Annotated in this window: 18 protein-coding genes; 10 read left to right on the top strand and 8 right to left on the bottom strand. The window is 70.8% G+C overall.

Annotated features, from left to right (window positions below; translation table 11 throughout):
• Positions 1–3: 3 nt before the first annotated feature.
• The 5 genes from ABD875_RS16850 (at position 4) to ABD875_RS16870 (ending at position 4636) form a co-directional block, all read left to right on the top strand.
• A complete protein-coding gene (locus ABD875_RS16850; protein WP_243056460.1) occupies positions 4–273 on the top strand; it encodes a flagellar biosynthetic protein FliQ in 270 nt (89 codons plus the stop codon).
• A gap of 7 nt (positions 274–280) precedes the next feature.
• Complete coding sequence (locus tag ABD875_RS16855; RefSeq protein ID WP_345180275.1) at positions 281–1042, top strand: flagellar biosynthetic protein FliR; 762 nt, start codon at positions 281–283, stop codon at positions 1040–1042.
• Positions 1043–1049: 7 nt separating this feature from the next.
• The gene (locus ABD875_RS16860) at positions 1050–2189 is read left to right on the top strand and encodes an EscU/YscU/HrcU family type III secretion system export apparatus switch protein (RefSeq protein ID WP_345180277.1); all 1140 of its coding nucleotides are present in this window, start codon (positions 1050–1052) and stop codon (positions 2187–2189) included.
• Positions 2190–2265: 76 nt separating this feature from the next.
• Positions 2266–4317, top strand: a complete 2052-nt coding sequence (gene flhA, locus ABD875_RS16865; RefSeq protein ID WP_345180279.1) for a flagellar biosynthesis protein FlhA — start codon at positions 2266–2268, stop codon at positions 4315–4317.
• A 10-nt stretch (positions 4318–4327) separates the two neighbouring features.
• Positions 4328–4636 carry a hypothetical protein gene (locus ABD875_RS16870; RefSeq protein ID WP_345180280.1) on the top strand — a complete coding sequence of 103 codons (309 nt, stop codon included), beginning with the start codon at positions 4328–4330 and terminating at the stop codon, positions 4634–4636.
• A 286-nt stretch (positions 4637–4922) separates the two neighbouring features.
• On the opposite strand, the gene ABD875_RS16875 is transcribed toward ABD875_RS16870, so the two are convergent.
• From ABD875_RS16875 to pdxH, 4 genes are read right to left on the bottom strand one after another with little or no spacing between them, the layout of a single operon-like run.
• A complete protein-coding gene (locus ABD875_RS16875) occupies positions 4923–6860 on the bottom strand; it encodes an ABC transporter ATP-binding protein (RefSeq protein WP_345180282.1) in 1938 nt (645 codons plus the stop codon).
• Complete coding sequence (locus ABD875_RS16880) at positions 6860–8596, bottom strand: ABC transporter ATP-binding protein (RefSeq protein ID WP_345180284.1); 1737 nt, start codon at positions 8594–8596, stop codon at positions 6860–6862. Before ABD875_RS16880 ends, ABD875_RS16875 begins: the two co-directional genes overlap by 1 nt.
• Positions 8590–9177: a TetR/AcrR family transcriptional regulator gene (locus ABD875_RS16885; protein WP_345180286.1), complete on the bottom strand. Its 588-nt coding sequence runs from the start codon at positions 9175–9177 to the stop codon at positions 8590–8592. The genes ABD875_RS16880 and ABD875_RS16885 overlap by 7 nt, the downstream gene beginning before the upstream one ends.
• 44 nt (positions 9178–9221) lie before the next feature.
• Positions 9222–9851, bottom strand: a complete 630-nt coding sequence (gene pdxH, locus ABD875_RS16890; protein WP_345180288.1) for a pyridoxamine 5'-phosphate oxidase — start codon at positions 9849–9851, stop codon at positions 9222–9224.
• Positions 9852–9874: 23 nt separating this feature from the next.
• Here pdxH and ABD875_RS16895 point away from each other — a divergent pair, with 23 nt between their 5' ends.
• Both ABD875_RS16895 and ABD875_RS16900 read left to right on the top strand, forming a co-directional pair.
• Positions 9875–10978, top strand: coding sequence for a citrate synthase 2 (locus ABD875_RS16895; protein WP_345180289.1), 1104 nt, complete (start codon positions 9875–9877; stop codon positions 10976–10978).
• A gap of 4 nt (positions 10979–10982) precedes the next feature.
• Positions 10983–11486, top strand: coding sequence for a YciI family protein (locus tag ABD875_RS16900; RefSeq protein ID WP_345180292.1), 504 nt, complete (start codon positions 10983–10985; stop codon positions 11484–11486).
• On the opposite strand, the gene ABD875_RS16905 is transcribed toward ABD875_RS16900, so the two are convergent.
• Both ABD875_RS16905 and ABD875_RS16910 read right to left on the bottom strand, forming a co-directional pair.
• Positions 11483–12034, bottom strand: a complete 552-nt coding sequence (locus ABD875_RS16905; protein ID WP_345180293.1) for a VldE C-terminal domain-containing protein — start codon at positions 12032–12034, stop codon at positions 11483–11485. The genes ABD875_RS16900 and ABD875_RS16905 overlap by 4 nt on opposite strands.
• 11 nt (positions 12035–12045) lie before the next feature.
• Complete coding sequence (locus ABD875_RS16910) at positions 12046–12639, bottom strand: hypothetical protein (protein ID WP_345180295.1); 594 nt, start codon at positions 12637–12639, stop codon at positions 12046–12048.
• Positions 12640–12662: 23 nt separating this feature from the next.
• On the opposite strand from ABD875_RS16910, the gene ABD875_RS16915 reads away from it, so the two are divergent.
• Positions 12663–13253, top strand: coding sequence for a class I SAM-dependent methyltransferase (locus tag ABD875_RS16915; RefSeq protein WP_345180296.1), 591 nt, complete (start codon positions 12663–12665; stop codon positions 13251–13253).
• On the opposite strand, the gene ABD875_RS16920 is transcribed toward ABD875_RS16915, so the two are convergent.
• Complete coding sequence (locus ABD875_RS16920) at positions 13229–13600, bottom strand: zinc ribbon domain-containing protein (RefSeq protein ID WP_345180298.1); 372 nt, start codon at positions 13598–13600, stop codon at positions 13229–13231. The two genes, ABD875_RS16915 and ABD875_RS16920, sit on opposite strands and share 25 nt — an antisense overlap.
• A gap of 50 nt (positions 13601–13650) precedes the next feature.
• On the opposite strand from ABD875_RS16920, the gene serC reads away from it, so the two are divergent.
• Together serC and ABD875_RS16930 are read left to right on the top strand one after the other, a co-directional pair.
• Positions 13651–14772, top strand: a complete 1122-nt coding sequence (gene serC / locus ABD875_RS16925) for a phosphoserine transaminase (protein WP_345180300.1) — start codon at positions 13651–13653, stop codon at positions 14770–14772.
• Positions 14773–14992: 220 nt separating this feature from the next.
• The gene (locus ABD875_RS16930; protein ID WP_345180302.1) at positions 14993–16210 is read left to right on the top strand and encodes an HNH endonuclease signature motif containing protein; all 1218 of its coding nucleotides are present in this window, start codon (positions 14993–14995) and stop codon (positions 16208–16210) included.
• A gap of 39 nt (positions 16211–16249) precedes the next feature.
• Here the strand turns inward: ABD875_RS16930 and ABD875_RS16935 are convergent, their stop codons facing one another.
• Complete coding sequence (locus ABD875_RS16935) at positions 16250–16687, bottom strand: hypothetical protein (RefSeq protein WP_345180304.1); 438 nt, start codon at positions 16685–16687, stop codon at positions 16250–16252.
• Positions 16688–16732: the final 45 nt, after the last annotated feature.

The following is a 16732-nucleotide window of genomic DNA, read 5'->3' on the forward strand; positions in this document are numbered from 1 at the left end:
TTCATGACCGACACCGCCATCATCGAGATCGCGCTCCACACCATGGTCGTCGCGCTGAAGCTCTCGGCGCCGATCCTCGTCACCTCGCTCGTCATCGGGTTCACGATCTCGCTCTTCCAGTCGCTGACCCAGATCCAGGAGGTCACGCTGTCGTTCGTGCCGAAGCTCCTCGGCGTCGGCATCGCGCTCCTGTTCTGCGGCAACTGGATGATGCACACCCTGGTGACGTTCACCAACGACCTGTTCGCGGGGCTGCCCGCGATGCTCAACTGACCGGCCGATGACGCTCACCGTCGCCGGCGAGCCACTGATCGCGTTCCTGCTCGCGTCGGTGCGGATCGCGGCCTGGATGGCCGTGGTCCCGCCGTTCTCCGGCAGGAGCGTGCCCCCGATGGCCAAGGCCGTGCTCTCGCTCGGTCTCGCCTTCGCGGTGGCTCCCAGCGGCCAGCAGATCCCGGCGACCACCATCGGCCTGCTGATGAACGTCTTCACCCAGGTCCTGATCGGCGTGGCCATGGGGTTCGTGTGCCGCCTGCTCTTCGAGGCGATCGCCGCGGCCGGCTCGCTCATCGACGTCTTCGGCGGGTTCTCGCTCGCCTCCGGGTTCGACCCGATGTCGATGAACAACACGACCGTGTTCGGCAAGTTCCACCAGATGCTCGCGACCGTCCTGCTGTTCGTCAGCGGCGGCTACCTGATCGTGATCGGTGGCCTGCTGAAGACGTTCGAGTTCCTTCCCCTCGGCACGTCGCCCGAGTGGAACACGTTCGAGGGCGTGCTGCTCACGGCGTTCGACCTGTTCTTCACCACGGCCGTGCAGATCGCGCTGCCGTTGATCGCGGTGCTGTTCATCGCCGACATCGGCCTGGCGCTGCTCACGAAGGTCGCCCCTCAGCTCAACGCGATCAACGTGATGTTCCCGGTCAAGATCGGGCTGACCCTGCTGCTGGTCGGGCTGACCTTCCCCGTGCTGCCCGGCGCGATCGACCACCTGGTCGACCTCTCGACGCAGGCGATGTCCACGATGTCGGGAGCGGGGTGAGTGACCGATGAGCGGTGAGAAGACCGAGAAGCCCACAGCCAAGAAGAACAAGGAGAACCGCAAGGAAGGCAAGGTCCCGCGGAGCCAGGACGTCGGCGCCTGGGCGGCGCTGCTGCTGTTCGCGGGCACCATCCCCAAGCTGGTCGGCCACGAGATCGGCGTGCTCAAGGACCTGATGGCGACCTGCCTCTCGGCCGCCGGCGAGGCCGACATCGCGCTCGCGCTGGAGCTGCTCGGCCGGGGGCTCATGCACGTGCTGCTCGCGCTGCTGCTCCTCGGCGTCGGGGTGATGCTGGTGAGTGTCGCCGGTGCGCTCGCGCAGGGAGGCTTCTTCCTCGCGACCAAGTCCCTCAAGCCGAAGCTCAGCAAGATCAACCCGCTCGCCGGCTTCAAGCGGATGTTCGGCATGCGCCTGCTCTGGGACGGCGCGAAGATGCTGATCAAGAGCGGCCTGGTGGCGTTGCTCGTGTGGATGTCGATCAAGGCGATGCTGCCCTACGTGGGTGGCATGGTGCCGATGGCCGCCGTGATCGACGGCTTCAAGGACAACGCGCTCGGGATGATCCGCAACGTCGCGCTCGTCGGCGTGGTGCTCGCGGTCGCCGACTACGGCTTCCAGCGGCACAAGACGGGCAAGCAGACCAAGATGTCGAAGGAAGACATCAAGCAGGAGCACAAGCAGTCCGAGGGCGACCCCCTGCTCAAGGGCGCGATCCGCTCCCGCCAGCTGGCCATGGCCCGCAACCGGATGATGGCCGACATCCCGACCGCCGACGTCGTCCTGGTGAACCCGACCCACTTCGCGGTCGCACTGAAGTACGACGCCGAGAAGGGCGCACCGCGCGTCGTGGCTCGCGGCGCGGGCGTCATCGCGCAGACCATCCGCGAGAAGGCGAACGACGCCGAGGTCCCGCTGGTGCGCGACGTGCCGCTGGCGCGTGCGCTGTACCACAGCACGACCGTGGGCCAGGAGATCCCGGTCGAGCTCTTCGGCGCCGTCGCCCAGGTGCTCGCGTTCGTCATCAGCCGGCGTACCAAGGGCCAGCGCGGCGGCGAGCACAAGAGCCCGCGCATCGACGCCCCGCTCCCGGAGATCTCGCGACCTGGTCGCCGTAACCCTTCAGATCACGCCACCGCCGGCCGATGAGACTGCTGACGCCAGGACGGAGTCGGAGTGTGGTGCCAGGGACGGCGCTCGTCGAATCGACTCATGGAGGCGTTCCGTGCCCTTGAAGCGGCTGTCCCAGCTGGCCGTACCGGTCGGCATCGTGATGATCATCGTGATGCTGGTCGTGCCGCTGCCTGCCGTGGTGCTCGACCTCCTGATCGCGTTCAACATCTCGGGCGCGCTCCTGGTCCTCCTCGTCGCCATGTTCGTGAACCGGCCGCTCGACTTCGCCGGCTTCCCAGCCGTCGTCCTCGTGATGACGCTGTTCCGACTCGCGCTCAACGTCAGCGCCACCCGCCTCGTCCTGCTCGACGGGTACGCCGGCAAGGTGATCGAGACGTTCGGCCACTTCGTGGTCGGCGGCTCGCTGATCGTCGGCCTCATCGTCTTCGCGATCCTGCTCGTCATCCAGTTCGTCGTCATCACCAACGGTGCCGGCCGCGTCGCCGAGGTCGGGGCCCGCTTCGCCCTCGACGCGATGCCCGGCAAGCAGATGGCGATCGACGCCGACCTCAACTCCGGCCTGATCACCGAGGACGAGGCCCGCGCCCGGCGCGCCGAGGTGCACGCCGAGGCCGACTTCTACGGCTCGATGGACGGCGCCTCGAAGTTCGTGAAGGGTGACGCCATCGCGGCGGTCATCATCACGCTGGTCAACCTCATCGGCGGCTTCGCGGTCGGCGTCGCCCAGCAGGGCATGTCCTTCGGCGAGGCGATCGAGACCTACAGCCTGCTGTCCGTCGGTGACGGGCTGGTGTCCCAGATCCCCGCGCTGCTGCTGTCGGTCGCGACCGGCCTCATCGTGACCCGCTCGGTCGGCAAGTCCGACATGGGCTCGGACATCATCCGCCAGCTCGGCGCGAACCGGATGCCGCTGCGCGTCGCCGGGTTCGCCGCGCTCGGCCTGTGCCTGATCCCGGGGATGCCCAAGCTCCCGTTCGTCCTGGCCGGCGGCGTCCTGCTGCTGTTCTCGGCCCGGCTCCCCAAGGACGAGGACGTCGCGGCCGAGGCCGCGGCCGACGTCCCGTCGACCGCGCTCGCGACGCCGGACACCCCCGAGCTGCTCGCCGAGCAGATCCAGGTCGACCCGCTCGGCCTCGAGCTCTCCGCGGACCTCATCGACCTCGTCGACCCGTCCAGCGGCGGCGACCTGCTCGACCGCGTGAAGTCGCTGCGTCGCAAGATCGCCACCGACCTCGGCATCGTCGCGCCGCCGGTGCGGACCCGCGACAACCTGCAGCTGCCCTCGCGGACCTACGCGATCATGCTGTTCGGCGTCGAGGTCGCCCGCGGCGAGGCGCCTCCGGGCACCGTGCTCGCCATCGGCGACTACCTCGGCTCGCTGCCCGGCGTACCCACCCAGGAGCCGGTGTTCGGCCTCGAGGCGAAGTGGATCCCGGCGGAGCTGCGCAGCCAGGCCGAGCTGTCCGGCGCCACCGTCGTCGACCGCGCGTCGGTCATCACGACCCACCTCGCCGAGGTCATCACCGCGCACGCCGCGCGGCTGCTCGGCCGCGAGGACGTGCGGATGCTCACCGACGTCGTCAAGCGCACCCACCCCGTCGTCGTCGACGAGCTCACCCCCGCCCAGCTCAGCCTCGGCGAGGTCCAGCGCGTGCTGCAGTCCCTGCTCGCGGAGGGAGTCTCGATCCGCGACCTGGTCCGGATCTTCGAGGCCCTGTCGCTGCGCGCGGCCCGCACCAAGGAGCTCGACCCGCTCGTCGAGGCCGCCCGCATGGCGCTCGGCCCCGCGATCGTGGCGCCGTACCTGGTGGACAAGGCCCTGCACGTCATCACCTTGGACCCGCAGCTCGAGCAGCGGATCCTGGAGTCGCTGCGGCCGTCGGAGCACGGCCACGCGATCGCGCTCGACCCGGACACCAGCCAGGCACTGCTCACGAACCTCGCGCAGATGGCCGCCGACGTCGAGAACCGCAACATCCGTCCGGTGCTCGTGTGCGCGCCGCAGATCCGTGCCGCGGTCCACCGCCTGGTGAGCCCGATGGCGCCGCGCCTGGCCGTGCTCTCCTACCAGGAGCTCACCGGCGCCGACCAGATCCGCTCCGAAGGCGTCGTCGGGGCCGAGCCGAGGCTCGTGCACGCATGAGGGGCCCCGCATGACGCCCTGGTCGCTGCCCGTCGTCGCGTGCACCCTGCTGATGGGGTGGCCGGCGCTGTGGGCTGCTCAGGTCGACGGGACGCTGTCCGCGGACGTGGCCTACCAGCGGCTGCTCGTCTGCCTGCTGGCCGCGTGGGCCGGCTGCTCACTGGTCGCGAACCTGTCGCGCGGCGTGGTCGAGGCCAACGAGGCGGCGGTCCGCGCCGCCGAGAAGGCGATCGCGGACGCCGAGGCGGAGGCGGAGGCCGAGCGGGAGGCCGCGCGCCTCGAGGCGGAAATGGAACGACCCGCAGACGCGGCCCCCTGAGGGGAGCCACTCCGGCGGACGTGACTGACCGGATCGTCTGCGGGTCGGGCGACTGCTTGGGATTCACCAGCAGCCAACTGCTGATGGACTGCTAGCGAGCAGTCACCTCACGCGTCCTGAAAGAACTCATTCTTCGGACCACCTCCTTTCCCGTGTGCGTTCACGGTAGGTCGTGGCCCCACGCCGTTCAAGGGATTAACTGCTCAGGCTTTCCTGGCACTTCTCAGGCGTTGCATCGGCCGAGAAGTGCCGGTTTCCCCGGTGCACCGGGGAAACCGCCGCCGCCTCAGACCTCCTCGCCCACCGCCGCCGCCGTGAACTGCGACTGGTAGAGCCGGGCGTAGGCGCCACTGGCGGCGAGCAGCTCCTCGTGGGTGCCCTGCTCGACGATCGCGCCCTCCTCCATGACCAGGATGAGGTCGGCGTCGCGGATCGTGGAGAGCCGGTGGGCGATCACGAACGAGGTCCGGTCCGTGCGCAGCGCGGCCATCGCGTGCTGGAGCAGCAGCTCGGTGCGGGTGTCGACCGAGCTGGTCGCCTCGTCGAGGATCAGCAGCGCCGGGTCGGTGAGGAACGCCCGGGCGATCGTGATCAGCTGCCGCTCCCCCGCGGAGAGGTTGGAGCCCTCCTCGTCGATCAGCGAGTCGTAGCCGTCGGGCAGCGAGTGCACGAACCGGTCGACGAACGTCGCCCGCGCGGCCGCGAGGATCTCGTCCTCGGTGGCGCCCGGCCGGCCGTAGGCGATGTTGTCGCGGATGGTGCCCGCGAACAGCCAGGTGTCCTGCAGCACCATGCCGACCTGGCTGCGCAGCGCGGCCCGGGGCATCGCGGTGATGTCCACGCCGTCCAGGGTGATCCGGCCGGCGTCGATGTCGTAGAACCGCATCACGAGGTTCACCAGCGTGGTCTTGCCGGAACCGGTGGGACCGACGATCGCGACGGTCTGCCCGGGCCGCGCGACCAACGACAGGTCGGTGATCAGTGGCCGGTCCTCGTCGTACCGGAACGACACGTGCTCGAACGCCACCTCGCCACGTCGACCGGGTGCGGCGGCGCCGGTCGCGTCGACCGGCTCCTCGTCGGCGTCGAGCAGCTCGAAGACCCGCTCCGCCGAGGCGACGCCGGACTGCAGCAGGTTCACCATCGACGCGATCTGGGTGAGCGGCTGGGTGAACTGTCGGCTGTACTGGATGAATGCCTGCACCTCGCCCAGCGAGAGCTGGCCGTTCGCGACCCGGAGCGCGCCGATCACGGCGACGAGCACGTAGTTGAGGTTCCCGATGAACATCATCGACGGCATGATCAGCCCGCTCACGAACTGGGCGCCGAAGCTGACCTTCGCCAGCTCGTCGTTCTCCTCGGCGAACTTCGCCTCGACCTCCTCCTGGCGACCGAAGACCTTCACCAGCGCGTGGCCGGAGAACGACTCCTCGACGTGCGCGTTCAGGGCGCCGGTACGCCGCCACTGGGCGACGAACTGCCCCTGCGACCGCTTCATGATCTGCGCGGTGACCAGCAGCGACATCGGCACGGTGACCAGCGCGACCAGGGCCAGCAACGGCGAGATCCAGAACATCATCGCGAGCACCGCGAACACCGTCATCACCGACGTCAGCAGCTGGCTCATCGTCTGCTGCAGCGTGGTGCTGACGTTGTCGATGTCGTTGGTGACCCGCGAGAGCAGCTCGCCGCGCGGCGACCGGTCGAAGTACCCGAGCGGGAGCCGGTTGATCTTGTCCTCGACGTCCTGGCGCAACGTGCGGACGGTGTTCTGCACGACGGTGTTGAGGATGAAGCCCTGCAGCCAGCCGAGCACCGAGGCGCCGACGTAGATCGCGAGCACGATCATCAGCACGTGCGCGACCGCGTCGAAGTCGACACCCTGGCCGGGGACGACGTCCATGCCCTGGACCGCCTGCGGCCACTCGGACTCCGGCGTACCGGGCGGGATCTGCTTGCCGATGAAGCCGTTGAACACGATGTCGGTCGCGTGGCCGAGGATGCGCGGACCGACCGACATCAGCGCGACGCTGACGACCCCGAGCAGCACGACCAGCACGGCCTTGCCACGGTCCGGGCGCAGCCGGGCGGCGAGGCGCTTGCCGGACGGGACGAACTCCATCGCCTTCTGGCCGACCATGCCGCCGCCCATCGCCCCGCGGCCCGGACCGCCCTGCGGCGCCTCGATCCGCTCGGTGGCCTTGAACTCCTGCGTCTTCGCCATCAGGCCGCCTCCTCCGCGCTCATCTGCGAGGTGACGATCTCCTGGTACGTCGCACAGTCGGCCAGCAGCTCGTGGTGCGTGCCCCTGCCGACGACCCGGCCGTCCTCGAGCACGAGGATCAGGTCGGCGTCCTTGATGGTGGTGACCCGCTGGGCGACGATCACCACCGTCGCGTCGACGGTCTCGGGTCTCAGCGCCGCGCGGAGCCGCGCGTCCGTCGCGAGGTCCAGCGCCGAGAACGAGTCGTCGAACAGGTAGATCGCCGGCTTGCGGATCAGCGCCCGGGCGATCGCCAGCCGCTGCCGCTGACCGCCCGAGAAGTTCGTGCCGCCCTGCGCGACCGGGGCGTCCAGCGCCTCGGGCAGTGCCTCGACGAAGTCGCGGCCCTGCGCCACCTCGAGCGCGGCCCACATCTCCTCGTCGGTCGCGTCGGGCTTGCCGTGCTGGAGGTTGCTGCGGACGGTTCCGCTGAACAGGTAGGCCTTCTGCGGGACCAGGCCGAGCTGCGCCCACAGGACGTCGGGGTCGAGGTCGCGCACGTCCTGGCCGGCGACCCGCACCACCCCGGACGTCGCGTCGAACAGCCGGGGCACCAGGTTGACCAGCGTGGTCTTGCCGGCGCCGGTCGAGCCGATGACCGCGACCACCTGCCCCGGCCGCGCCTCGAACGAGACGTCGCACAGCACCGGCTCCTCGGCGCCCGGGTAGGCGAACGTGACCTGCTCGAGGGCGAGATGCCCGCGCAGCGCGGGGTCCGGCGCCACCGGGTCGGCCGGCGGCTCGACCGACGTCGTCGTACCCAGCACCTCGGCGATGCGGTCGCCGCAGACCGCGGCCCGCGGGATCTGGATGAGCATGAACGTCGCCATCATCACCGACATCAGGATCTGCATCAGGTACGACAGGAACGCCGTCATCGCGCCCGGCATCATCTCGCCGTCGTCGATGCGGTGGCCGCCGAACCAGATCACCGCGACGCTGGAGACGTTCAGCACCAGCATCACCAGCGGGAACATCGTCGCCATCCAGCGACCGGCGCTGATCGCCACCGCGGTGAGGTCGTCGTTCGCCTTCCCGAAGCGCTGCGCCTCGTGCGGCTCCCGCACGAACGCGCGGACCACGCGGATGCCGGAGATCTGCTCGCGCAGCACCCGGTTCACCTCGTCGATGCGCGCCTGCATCACGCGGAAGCTCGGCACCATCCGGCTGACCACGAAGCCGACGCAGAGGAACAGGGCCGGGACCGCCACCACGACGATCCAGCCGAGCCCGCGGTCCTCGCGCAGCGCCATGATCACGCCGCCGACCATCATGATCGGCGACTGGACGGCGATCGTGCACGCCATCAGCACCAGCATCTGCACCTGCTGGACGTCGTTGGTGCTGCGGGTGATCAGCGACGGGGCCCCGAACTGCTGGACCTCGCGGGCCGAGAACGTGCCGACGCGGCGGAACAGGGAGATTCGCACGTCCTGGCCGAACGACATCGCGGTCCGCGCGCCGAACCACACGGCGAGCACCGAGCAGATGATCTGGCCGAACGAGATCGCGAGCATCTCCGCGCCGGTGCGCAGGATGTAGCCCGTGTCGCCGGTGGCGATGCCCCGGTCGATGATGTCGGCGTTGAGGCTGGGCAGGTACAGCATCGCGACGACACCGAGGAACTGGAACAGCACCACCAGGGCGATCCAGGTCTTGTACGGCGCGAGCCGCTCGCGCAGCAGCTGGGTCAGCATCCGGGCCTCCTCAGGAGTCCGAGCAGGAGGGTGTCGACGATCTCGTCGGGCGTGAGCAGGTGGCCGTCGGCGATGTGGTCGTGGCTGCCGGCGAAGGTGAGCATCCGCAGCACGTGCACGAACTCCGTGACCGGGACGCGGAGCTGGTCGGCGTCGTCGCCGACCACGGCCAGGAGCAGCAGCTCCTGGCGCGCCCGCCACTCCTCGACCGCGGCCTGGTCGCGCAGGTGGCGCGGCGGTCCGACGAAACCCATCTTCTGCATGAGGTCGAACGTCGCGCGGAACCGCTGCTGGAGGATCGAGACCAGGAGCACCAGGCGCTCGCGCAGCGGCAGGTCCGCGTCGATCTCCTCGATGCGCGCGACGACGTCGCCGGGCTCGAACGCCCGCGCGACCGCCGCGTCCATCAGCTCGTCCTTCGACGCGAACGCCCGGAACACCGTGCCTTCCGCGATGCCCGCGGCCTCGGCGATCTGGCGCGTGGTCACGTCGCGGCCGTGCACGCGCAGCAGGCGCAGCGTGACGTCGGTCAGGTCGGCGCGGCGCTCCTCGGGCGACATCGGCCGGGCTCGGGGTGACATGACCGCGAGCCTAGAGTGAGTGAGCACTCACTCACAAATGGGTTTCACGGTGCCAGCCGCTCCACGGCCCAGGTCTCGCCGGTACGGCGGTACCGCAGCCGGTCGTGCATCCGCCCCGGCCGGCCCTGCCAGAACTCCACGGCCTCGGGGCGCACGACGTACCCGCCCCACTCGTCGGGCACCGGCACCGCGTCGGGATAGCGCTCCTCCGCGGCGGCGTATGCCTCGGCGAGGTCGTCCCGGGTCACCACCCGCGACTGCGGCGAGGCCCAGGCGCCGAGCTGCGAACCGCGCGGACGGACCGCGAAGTAGGCGTCGACGGCCTCCTGCGGCAGCCGCTCGGCGACCCCGTCGACCCGCACCTGGCGCTCGAGCGGGTGCCAGGGGAACAGCAGCGCGCAGCGCGGGTTGGCGGCCAGCTCCTCGCCCTTGCGGGAGTGCGTGTTCGTGTAGAAGACGAAGCCGTCGGGGCCGAGGCCCTTGAGGAGCACCATCCGCGAGGACGGGGCGCCGTCGGCACCGACGGTCGAGACCACCATGGCGTTCGGGTCGTACAGCTGCGCGTCCACCGCGTCGCGCATCCACCCCTCGAACATCGTGATCGGGTCGGGCGCGAGGTCGGCCTCGTCCAGGCCGGCCCGGCCGTACTCCTGACGCAGGGCGGCGAGATCCATGACCCGACCCTAGACTCCACTCCGTGACCGACGTACAACACGGACTGGAAGGCGTCGTCGCCTTCGCCACCGAGATCGCCGAGCCGGACAAGGAGGGCTCCGCCCTCCGCTACCGCGGCGTGGACATCGAGGACATCGTCGGCCGCGTGCCGTTCGAGAACGTCTGGGGCCTCCTGATCGACGGGGCCTACACCCCGGGCCTCTCCCCGGCCGAGCCCTACAACCTGCCGGTGCACACGGGCGACGTGCGCGTCGACGTGCAGGCGGCGGTGGCGATGCTCGCGCCGGCGTTCGGCTTCGGCCAGACCTACGACATCAGCGACGAGCAGGCCCGCGAGGACATCGGCCGGCTGGCGGTCATGGTGCTGTCGTACGCCGCCCAGTCGGCGCGCGGTCTGCACCAGCCGGTCGTACCGCAGAAGGCGGTCGACGAGGGCAAGACGCTCGCCGAGAAGTTCCTGATCCGCTGGAAGGGCGAGGCGGACCCCAAGCACGTCAAGGCGATCGACGCCTACTGGTCGTCGGCCGCGGAGCACGGCATGAACGCCTCGACGTTCACGGCCCGGGTGATCACCTCGACCGGCGCCGACGTGGCGGCGGCGTTCTCCGGTGCGATCGGCGCGATGAGCGGTCCGCTGCACGGCGGCGCCCCGTCGCGCGTGCTCGGCATGATCGAGGACGTCGAGAAGAGCGGCGACGCCCGGGCGTACGTCAAGGGCCTGCTGGACAGCGGCGAGCGGCTGATGGGCTTCGGGCACCGGGTCTACCGCGCGGAGGACCCGCGCGCCCGCGTGCTCCGCCGTACGGCGCGCGAGCTGGACGCACCGCGCTACGAGGTCGCCGAGGCTCTCGAGCAGGCCGCGCTGGCCGAGCTCCGCGAGCGCCGCCCGGACCGCGTGCTGGAGACGAACGTCGAGTTCTGGGCCGCGATCGTGCTCGACTTCGCCGAGGTCCCGGCGAACATGTTCACCTCGATGTTCACGTGCGCGCGAACCGGTGGCTGGTCGGCGCACATCCTCGAGCAGAAGCGCACCGGCCGGCTGATCCGGCCGTCCGCGATCTACACCGGTCCCCCGGCCCGGCCGGCGACCGAGGTCGAGGGCTGGCGCGAGGAGTGGGGCCAGTAGCGCGGTGCAGTTCTTCTGCTACCACCGCGACCGCACGGGCTCGACCCCGCTGCGCGCCGATCTGGTCGAGGAGCACTGGTCCTACATGGACCGCTTCGAGCTCATCGCGCGCGGCCCGACGTTCCTCGACGAGGACACGCTCACCGGCAGCGTGCACGTGGTCGAGGTGCCGGACGTCGCCGCGGCGCGCGCGTTCGTGTTCGACGAGCCGAGCTACCAGGCCGGCGCCTACCGCGACGTGCTGCTGCGACGGACCGCCTGGCAGGTGCTCGACATGTCCGTGACCGGCGGGTGCCTGGCGATCGGCTTCCTCGACCGGCCCGCGCCGTACGACGACCTCCCGGCGCCCCCCAGAGACCTGGCCGGCTTCGGCCCGCTGCTCTCCGACGACGGCGCCATGCTGCTGGGCGCGGCCGCGCTCGGCGCGACCGAGGAGGCGGCGCGCGGTGCCCTCGTGGGCTGCGCAGTCGCCGAGACGCACCGCTGGGAGCGGGGCGGCCGCCGCTAGAGCCGGCCGTCGTACCAGCTGGTGAGGCCGCGGGCGCCGCGGGTGGTCAGCGAGAGGTGCAGGTGGTCGCGGTGCCGCAGCGTCTTGGAGCACCGCGGACGCCGGGGGCAGCTCGACGAGAGGTACGGCTCCGGCTCGAAGTGGTCCCAGGCGGGGTACATCGTGTCGTTCCAGATGATGTACATGACGCCCATCCGACGCGCCCATGCGTCGGTGTTGCCGTGCCGGTCGGTCTGGAAGATGCGCGACATGAAGGTCCGGGCGCGCTGACGGTCGGCGCGCTTGGTGGCATCGAGGCTCCAGTCGAACGCACGACCGTTCTGGTGCTCCGAGGTGGCCTTGCGATCGCACGGGCGCGCCGTGCCGCCGAAGCCGCCACCGAACTTCCGCACCATCCAGTGCGCGAGGTAGTCGGTGCCGGGCCGGGCCCGCGGATGGCACTTCGACGACGGTTCGTACGACGCGTAGTCCTCGATGTCGGACTCCGCGACGGCCGGCGGCGCGACGAGCAGGGTGGACAGCAGGACAGCGATCCCGAGAAGGCGCATGGACGAAGACCTTACGTCCGCTTCGTGCGCTCCAGGTAGGCCAGGCCCCGCGGGGACACCTCGTAGCCGACCTCGAAGCTGCGGGTCAGACCGAGGTTCTTGAGCTTGCGGACGTCGATCTTGAACGGGTCGCGCTCCCTGCCCAGCTCCGCGGCGAGGTCCGGCGCCCGCGTGTGCGGGCGGCGGCGGATGACGTCGAGCGTCGCCATCGTCCAGGGACCGTGGCTGCTGGCGCGGTCGAGTCGCTCGAGCCTCGTATCGATCGCGGCCACGTCGTCGTCGGTGAGGTCGGCACTCTCGCGCAGCGCGACCCGCGGGTCGGGGCCCGCCCACGACAGCGTCACCTTGTACGTCGGCAGCTCAGCGCCCTGGTCCCGGGAGACCTTGTCCAGCTGCTTGCGCAGCCGGGCGGCGTCCGGCCAGCCCGCTGCGACCGCCTCCTCGTCGGTGATCTCCGCGACGACCTCGACGGCGTCCACGCGGACCACACCGGCCACGGTGCGGAACTCGGCGCCGGGCCGGACGTCCGGCTTGCGCCAGCGGCGGAACGCCAACGTCACCGAGCCGTCGGCGACACCCTGGGCCACCTGGGGAGGCAGAAGCACGGCAAGGAGCCTAGTGTCAGGGGATGACCTCCGCCGATCGCGAATTCTGGGACGGTGAGGCCGCGAGGTTCGACGAGGAGCCCGACCACGGCCTGCGCGACCCGCAGGTCCACGACGCGTGGCGGAGCCTGATCGTCGGGCTGACGCCGCCGGCGCCGTGCCGCGTCGCCGACCTCGGCTGCGGCACCGGCAGCCTCTCGTTGCTGCTCGCCGAGGAGGGCCACCGGGTCGACGGCATCGACGTCTCCCCGGAGATGGTGCGGCGCGCCAACGCCAAGGCCGGCACGTTCCCCGGCGTCGGGTTCGTCGTCGGCGACGCCGCCGTGCCCCCGTTCGAGCAGGGCGCGTACGACGTGGTCCTGTGCCGGCACGTGCTCTGGGCGATCCCGGAGCCGGCGGAGGCCCTCGCGCGCTGGGTCGACCTGCTGGCGCGCGACGGGCGGCTGCTGCTGATCGAGGGTCAGTGGTCGACCGGCACCGGACTGACCGCCGAGCGCACCGCGGCCCTGGTCGAGGGCGCCGGGCTCACCGCGTCGGTGCGCCCGCTCGCGGACCCGGCGTACTGGGGCAAGCGCATCGACGACGAGCGCTACGTGGTGGTCGGCAGGCGCTGACCGCAGGCGTCGCAGAACCGGGCCTCGGCGTCGTTGCGCGACCCGCACTGCGAGCAGAACGGTCCGGCGCCACGCGGCGCCGTGCCCTGCTCGATGGTCACCCGCGTGTAGGCGCCGTTCCCGGTCAGGATCGCCGCGCGCGTGAAGGCCACGATGCCGAAGCCGACGACCATCGAGAAGCCACCCGCGGCGAACAGCATGAGGCTGCTCGACCCGCTGTCGCCGGCCGGGTCGTCCGAGGAGCCGACGAAGCCTCCGAAGCCCGCGACCACGCACGCGAGCCCGCCCAGGAAGACGATGATGCCCACGACGAGGAGCAGGGTCTGGCCCGGCGTGCGCTTGTTCATGATCTGTCATCTCCCGAGAGTCTGGGGCCGAGGCTGACAGAATAGGGGCCGTGAGCGACGCCCCGCAGATCCCCCGCGACCTCCTCCCCGCCGACGGCCGCTTCGGCGCGGGACCCTCGAAGATCCAGACGTCGCACCTGGACGCGCTGGCTGCCACGGGTTCGTCGCTGATGGGGACGTCGCACCGGCAGGCTCCGGTCCGTGGTGTCGTCGGACGGGTCCGGTCCGGGCTCGCCGACCTGTTCTCGCTGCCGGAGGGCTACGAGGTGGTGCTCGGCAACGGTGGCGCCACGGCGTTCTGGGACATCGCGACGTACGGGCTGATCCAGCAGAAGAGCCAGCACCTGTCGTTCGGTGAGTTCTCCGCGAAGTTCGCCTCCGCCGCGGCCGCCGCGCCCTGGCTGGCCGACCCGACCGTGATCAGGTCCGAGCCCGGTTCGCGGCCGGTGGCGGTCGCCGAGGACGGCGTCGACGTCTACGCCTGGGCGCAGAACGAGACCTCCACCGCGGTGATGGCGCCCGTCGTGCGGCCCGCCGGCGCGGCCGACGACGCCCTCGTCCTCATCGACGCGACCTCGGGTGCCGGCGGCCTGCCCGTCGACCTCCGCGAGTGCGACGTCTACTACTTCGCGCCGCAGAAGTGCTTCGCGTCCGACGGCGGTCTCTGGAGCGCGATCATGTCGCCGGCCGCGTTGGAGCGGGCGGCCACGATCGCCGGCTCGGGCCGGCACGTCCCTGCGTTCTTCGACCTGCCGACCGCGATCTCGAACTCCGCGCTCAACCAGACCTACAACACCCCGTCGGTCGCCACGCTGTTCCTCATGGCCGAGCAGCTGGACTGGATGAACGAGAACGGCGGCCTCGCCGGGATGGTCGCGCGCACGACCGCCTCGTCCGACGTTCTCTACACGTGGGCGGAGAAGTCGCCGCACACCTTCCCGTACGTCGCCGACCCCGACCACCGCTCGCTGGTGATCGGCACCATCGACTTCGAGGAGTCCATCGACGCCGCGGCCGTCGCCGCCACCCTGCGCGCCAACGGCATCGTCGACACCGAGCCCTACCGCAAGCTCGGCCGCAACCAGCTGCGCATCGCGATGTACCCCGCCGTCGACCCCGCCGACGTCGAGGCCCTCACCGCCTGCATCGACTGGGTGATCGAGCACAGGTAGCTGTTGCCGGACTTGCGTCGTCCTTCCGTACGGCGCAGTCTGCGGCCCCTATCGGAAGGACGCCGGCATCCGGTCGGATCGGTGTGTTCGCGGCCCGGCGCCGGCACGGCGAGTGAGGCGCCCGAGGAACCGCAGAAGTGTTTCTGAAAAGTGTCCACATCCCGGTCAGAACAAGGGATTTTGAGCCCTGACTGTCGGTGGCCAGTGCTTGAGTGGACATGTGATCGAGACCGACAGCACCCACCAGCCGATCGTCGTCGACGACGTCGACGCCGACTGGCTGCTGGCGCTGTGCGAGGACGCCGAGACCGAGTCCCGCCGGGCCGAACGACGCCGGCTGCGCTACGCCCTCCACTGGGCCCACCTGCACCCCGCCGACCCGGCCGACGCCGCCAAGGGTCACGTCGAGCACGCCGGCGGTGACGGCACCCCCGACGTCGAGGAGTTCACCGCCGACCCCCTCGGCGCGGCGTTCCAGATCACCACCCACGCCGCCCGTCAGCTCATCAGTGACGCCCTCGACCTCCACCACCGCCTCCCCCGCACCTGGGCGCGCGTCGAGGCCCTCGAGGTCCCCGCCTGGCGCGCCCGCCGCATCGCCCAGGCCACCAGCCAGCTCACGGCCGGGCAGGCCGCCGAGGTCGACCAGGTTCTCGCGGCCAAGGCCCACACCTGCGGACACCGGCTCATCGACCGCGCGATCGCCGACGCCACCCAGGCGCCCGAGCAGATCGACGCCGAGGTCATCGACCGCACCAGCTGGGGCGTCCGGCTCTTCCACGGACCCATGGCCGGCCCCGGCCGGTGGGTCGGCTCCTCGATCCTCGAGATCACCGGCGACACCGCCGACCTCACCCAGCTCTACGAACGCCTCACCACCGAGGCCGAGAAGCTCCCCGACGCCGATACCCTCGACGTACGCCGCGCCCTCGCCGTCCGCCACCTCGGCACCGGAGCCCGACCCCGGGTCCGGCTCTACGTGCACACCGATCAGTCGGGCCTCGATGACGACACCCTCGGCGTCGGCTCCGTCGAGCGACTCGGTCCCCTCAGCGTGCAGCGCATCAAGGACTGGGTCGGCCACAGCGCGGTCACCGTCGTCCCCGTCATCCGGATGGACCGCACCGACGCCGTCGACCGCCACGACCCGCCCGCCTGGATGCGCGAGCAGGTCATCCTGCGCGACCAGCACTGCGTCTTCCCCTGGTGCGCCACTGACGCCCGCTCCTGCGACCTCGACCACGTCATCCCGTACGACGACGGCGGCGCCACATCGCCCCTCAACCTTGCGCCGCTCTGCCGACATCACCACCGCGCCAAGACCAGACGACGATGGCGATACCGACGAGAACCCGACGGCACCTACACCTGGACCGGCCCACACGGCCGGCGCTACCGCGTCACACGCGCCGGCACCGTTCAGTTCCCGCAGGAGTAGCGAAGGTCGGCGTACAGCAGGACGTTCATCCGACCTCGATCACGGCGTGTAGACCCCGTGCGGCGTCTCGACCTGTGTGGGGCCGTCGTCGGAGAGCGTGATGACGGTGTCGCCGAACGTCGCCGTACCGCCGGCGAGGTCGACCTCGCGCGGCTCCTCGCCGTTCCTGCCGGCGCGCCACTTGCCCTTGCGGCCGTACCACCACAGGGTGCCGTCGTCGTCCTGGATCCAGTAGTCCGTCGTGTACTCGCCGCCGTGTGACCAGGTGAGTGCGGAGGCGTAGTCGTCGGCGCCGATGTCGTACGTCTCGTCCACGTAGACCAGCACCAGCTCGCCGCCGGGGCCGTCGAAGGCGCGGGCGTCGCCGGGCTGCATGCCGATCCAGGTGGTCGACGCGATGTCGGTGGGCGGCGAGGCGGGGTCGGACGAGCCGCACCCCACGAGCAGCAGGACCAGCGCTGCGACCACGAGCCTCACGGGACACATCATGGCGGCAACGCCTCAAGTCCGGGGCCCGGGAGG

Source organism: Nocardioides caricicola (genome assembly GCF_039541135.1).
Lineage (GTDB): Bacteria > Actinomycetota > Actinomycetes > Propionibacteriales > Nocardioidaceae > Nocardioides > Nocardioides caricicola.

Coding starts and splice junctions, on each gene's coding strand:
- ABD875_RS16850 (WP_243056460.1), top strand. CDS start 4: ATGACCGACACCGCCATCATCGAGATCGCGCTCCACACCATGGTCGTC.
- ABD875_RS16855 (WP_345180275.1), top strand. CDS start 281: ATGACGCTCACCGTCGCCGGCGAGCCACTGATCGCGTTCCTGCTCGCG.
- ABD875_RS16860 (WP_345180277.1), top strand. CDS start 1,050: ATGAGCGGTGAGAAGACCGAGAAGCCCACAGCCAAGAAGAACAAGGAG.
- ABD875_RS16870 (WP_345180280.1), top strand. CDS start 4,328: ATGACGCCCTGGTCGCTGCCCGTCGTCGCGTGCACCCTGCTGATGGGG.
- ABD875_RS16875 (WP_345180282.1), bottom strand. CDS start 6,860: ATGGCGAAGACGCAGGAGTTCAAGGCCACCGAGCGGATCGAGGCGCCG.
- ABD875_RS16880 (WP_345180284.1), bottom strand. CDS start 8,596: ATGCTGACCCAGCTGCTGCGCGAGCGGCTCGCGCCGTACAAGACCTGG.
- ABD875_RS16885 (WP_345180286.1), bottom strand. CDS start 9,177: ATGTCACCCCGAGCCCGGCCGATGTCGCCCGAGGAGCGCCGCGCCGAC.
- pdxH (WP_345180288.1), bottom strand. CDS start 9,851: ATGGATCTCGCCGCCCTGCGTCAGGAGTACGGCCGGGCCGGCCTGGAC.
- ABD875_RS16905 (WP_345180293.1), bottom strand. CDS start 12,034: ATGCGCCTTCTCGGGATCGCTGTCCTGCTGTCCACCCTGCTCGTCGCG.
- ABD875_RS16915 (WP_345180296.1), top strand. CDS start 12,663: ATGACCTCCGCCGATCGCGAATTCTGGGACGGTGAGGCCGCGAGGTTC.
- ABD875_RS16920 (WP_345180298.1), bottom strand. CDS start 13,600: ATGAACAAGCGCACGCCGGGCCAGACCCTGCTCCTCGTCGTGGGCATC.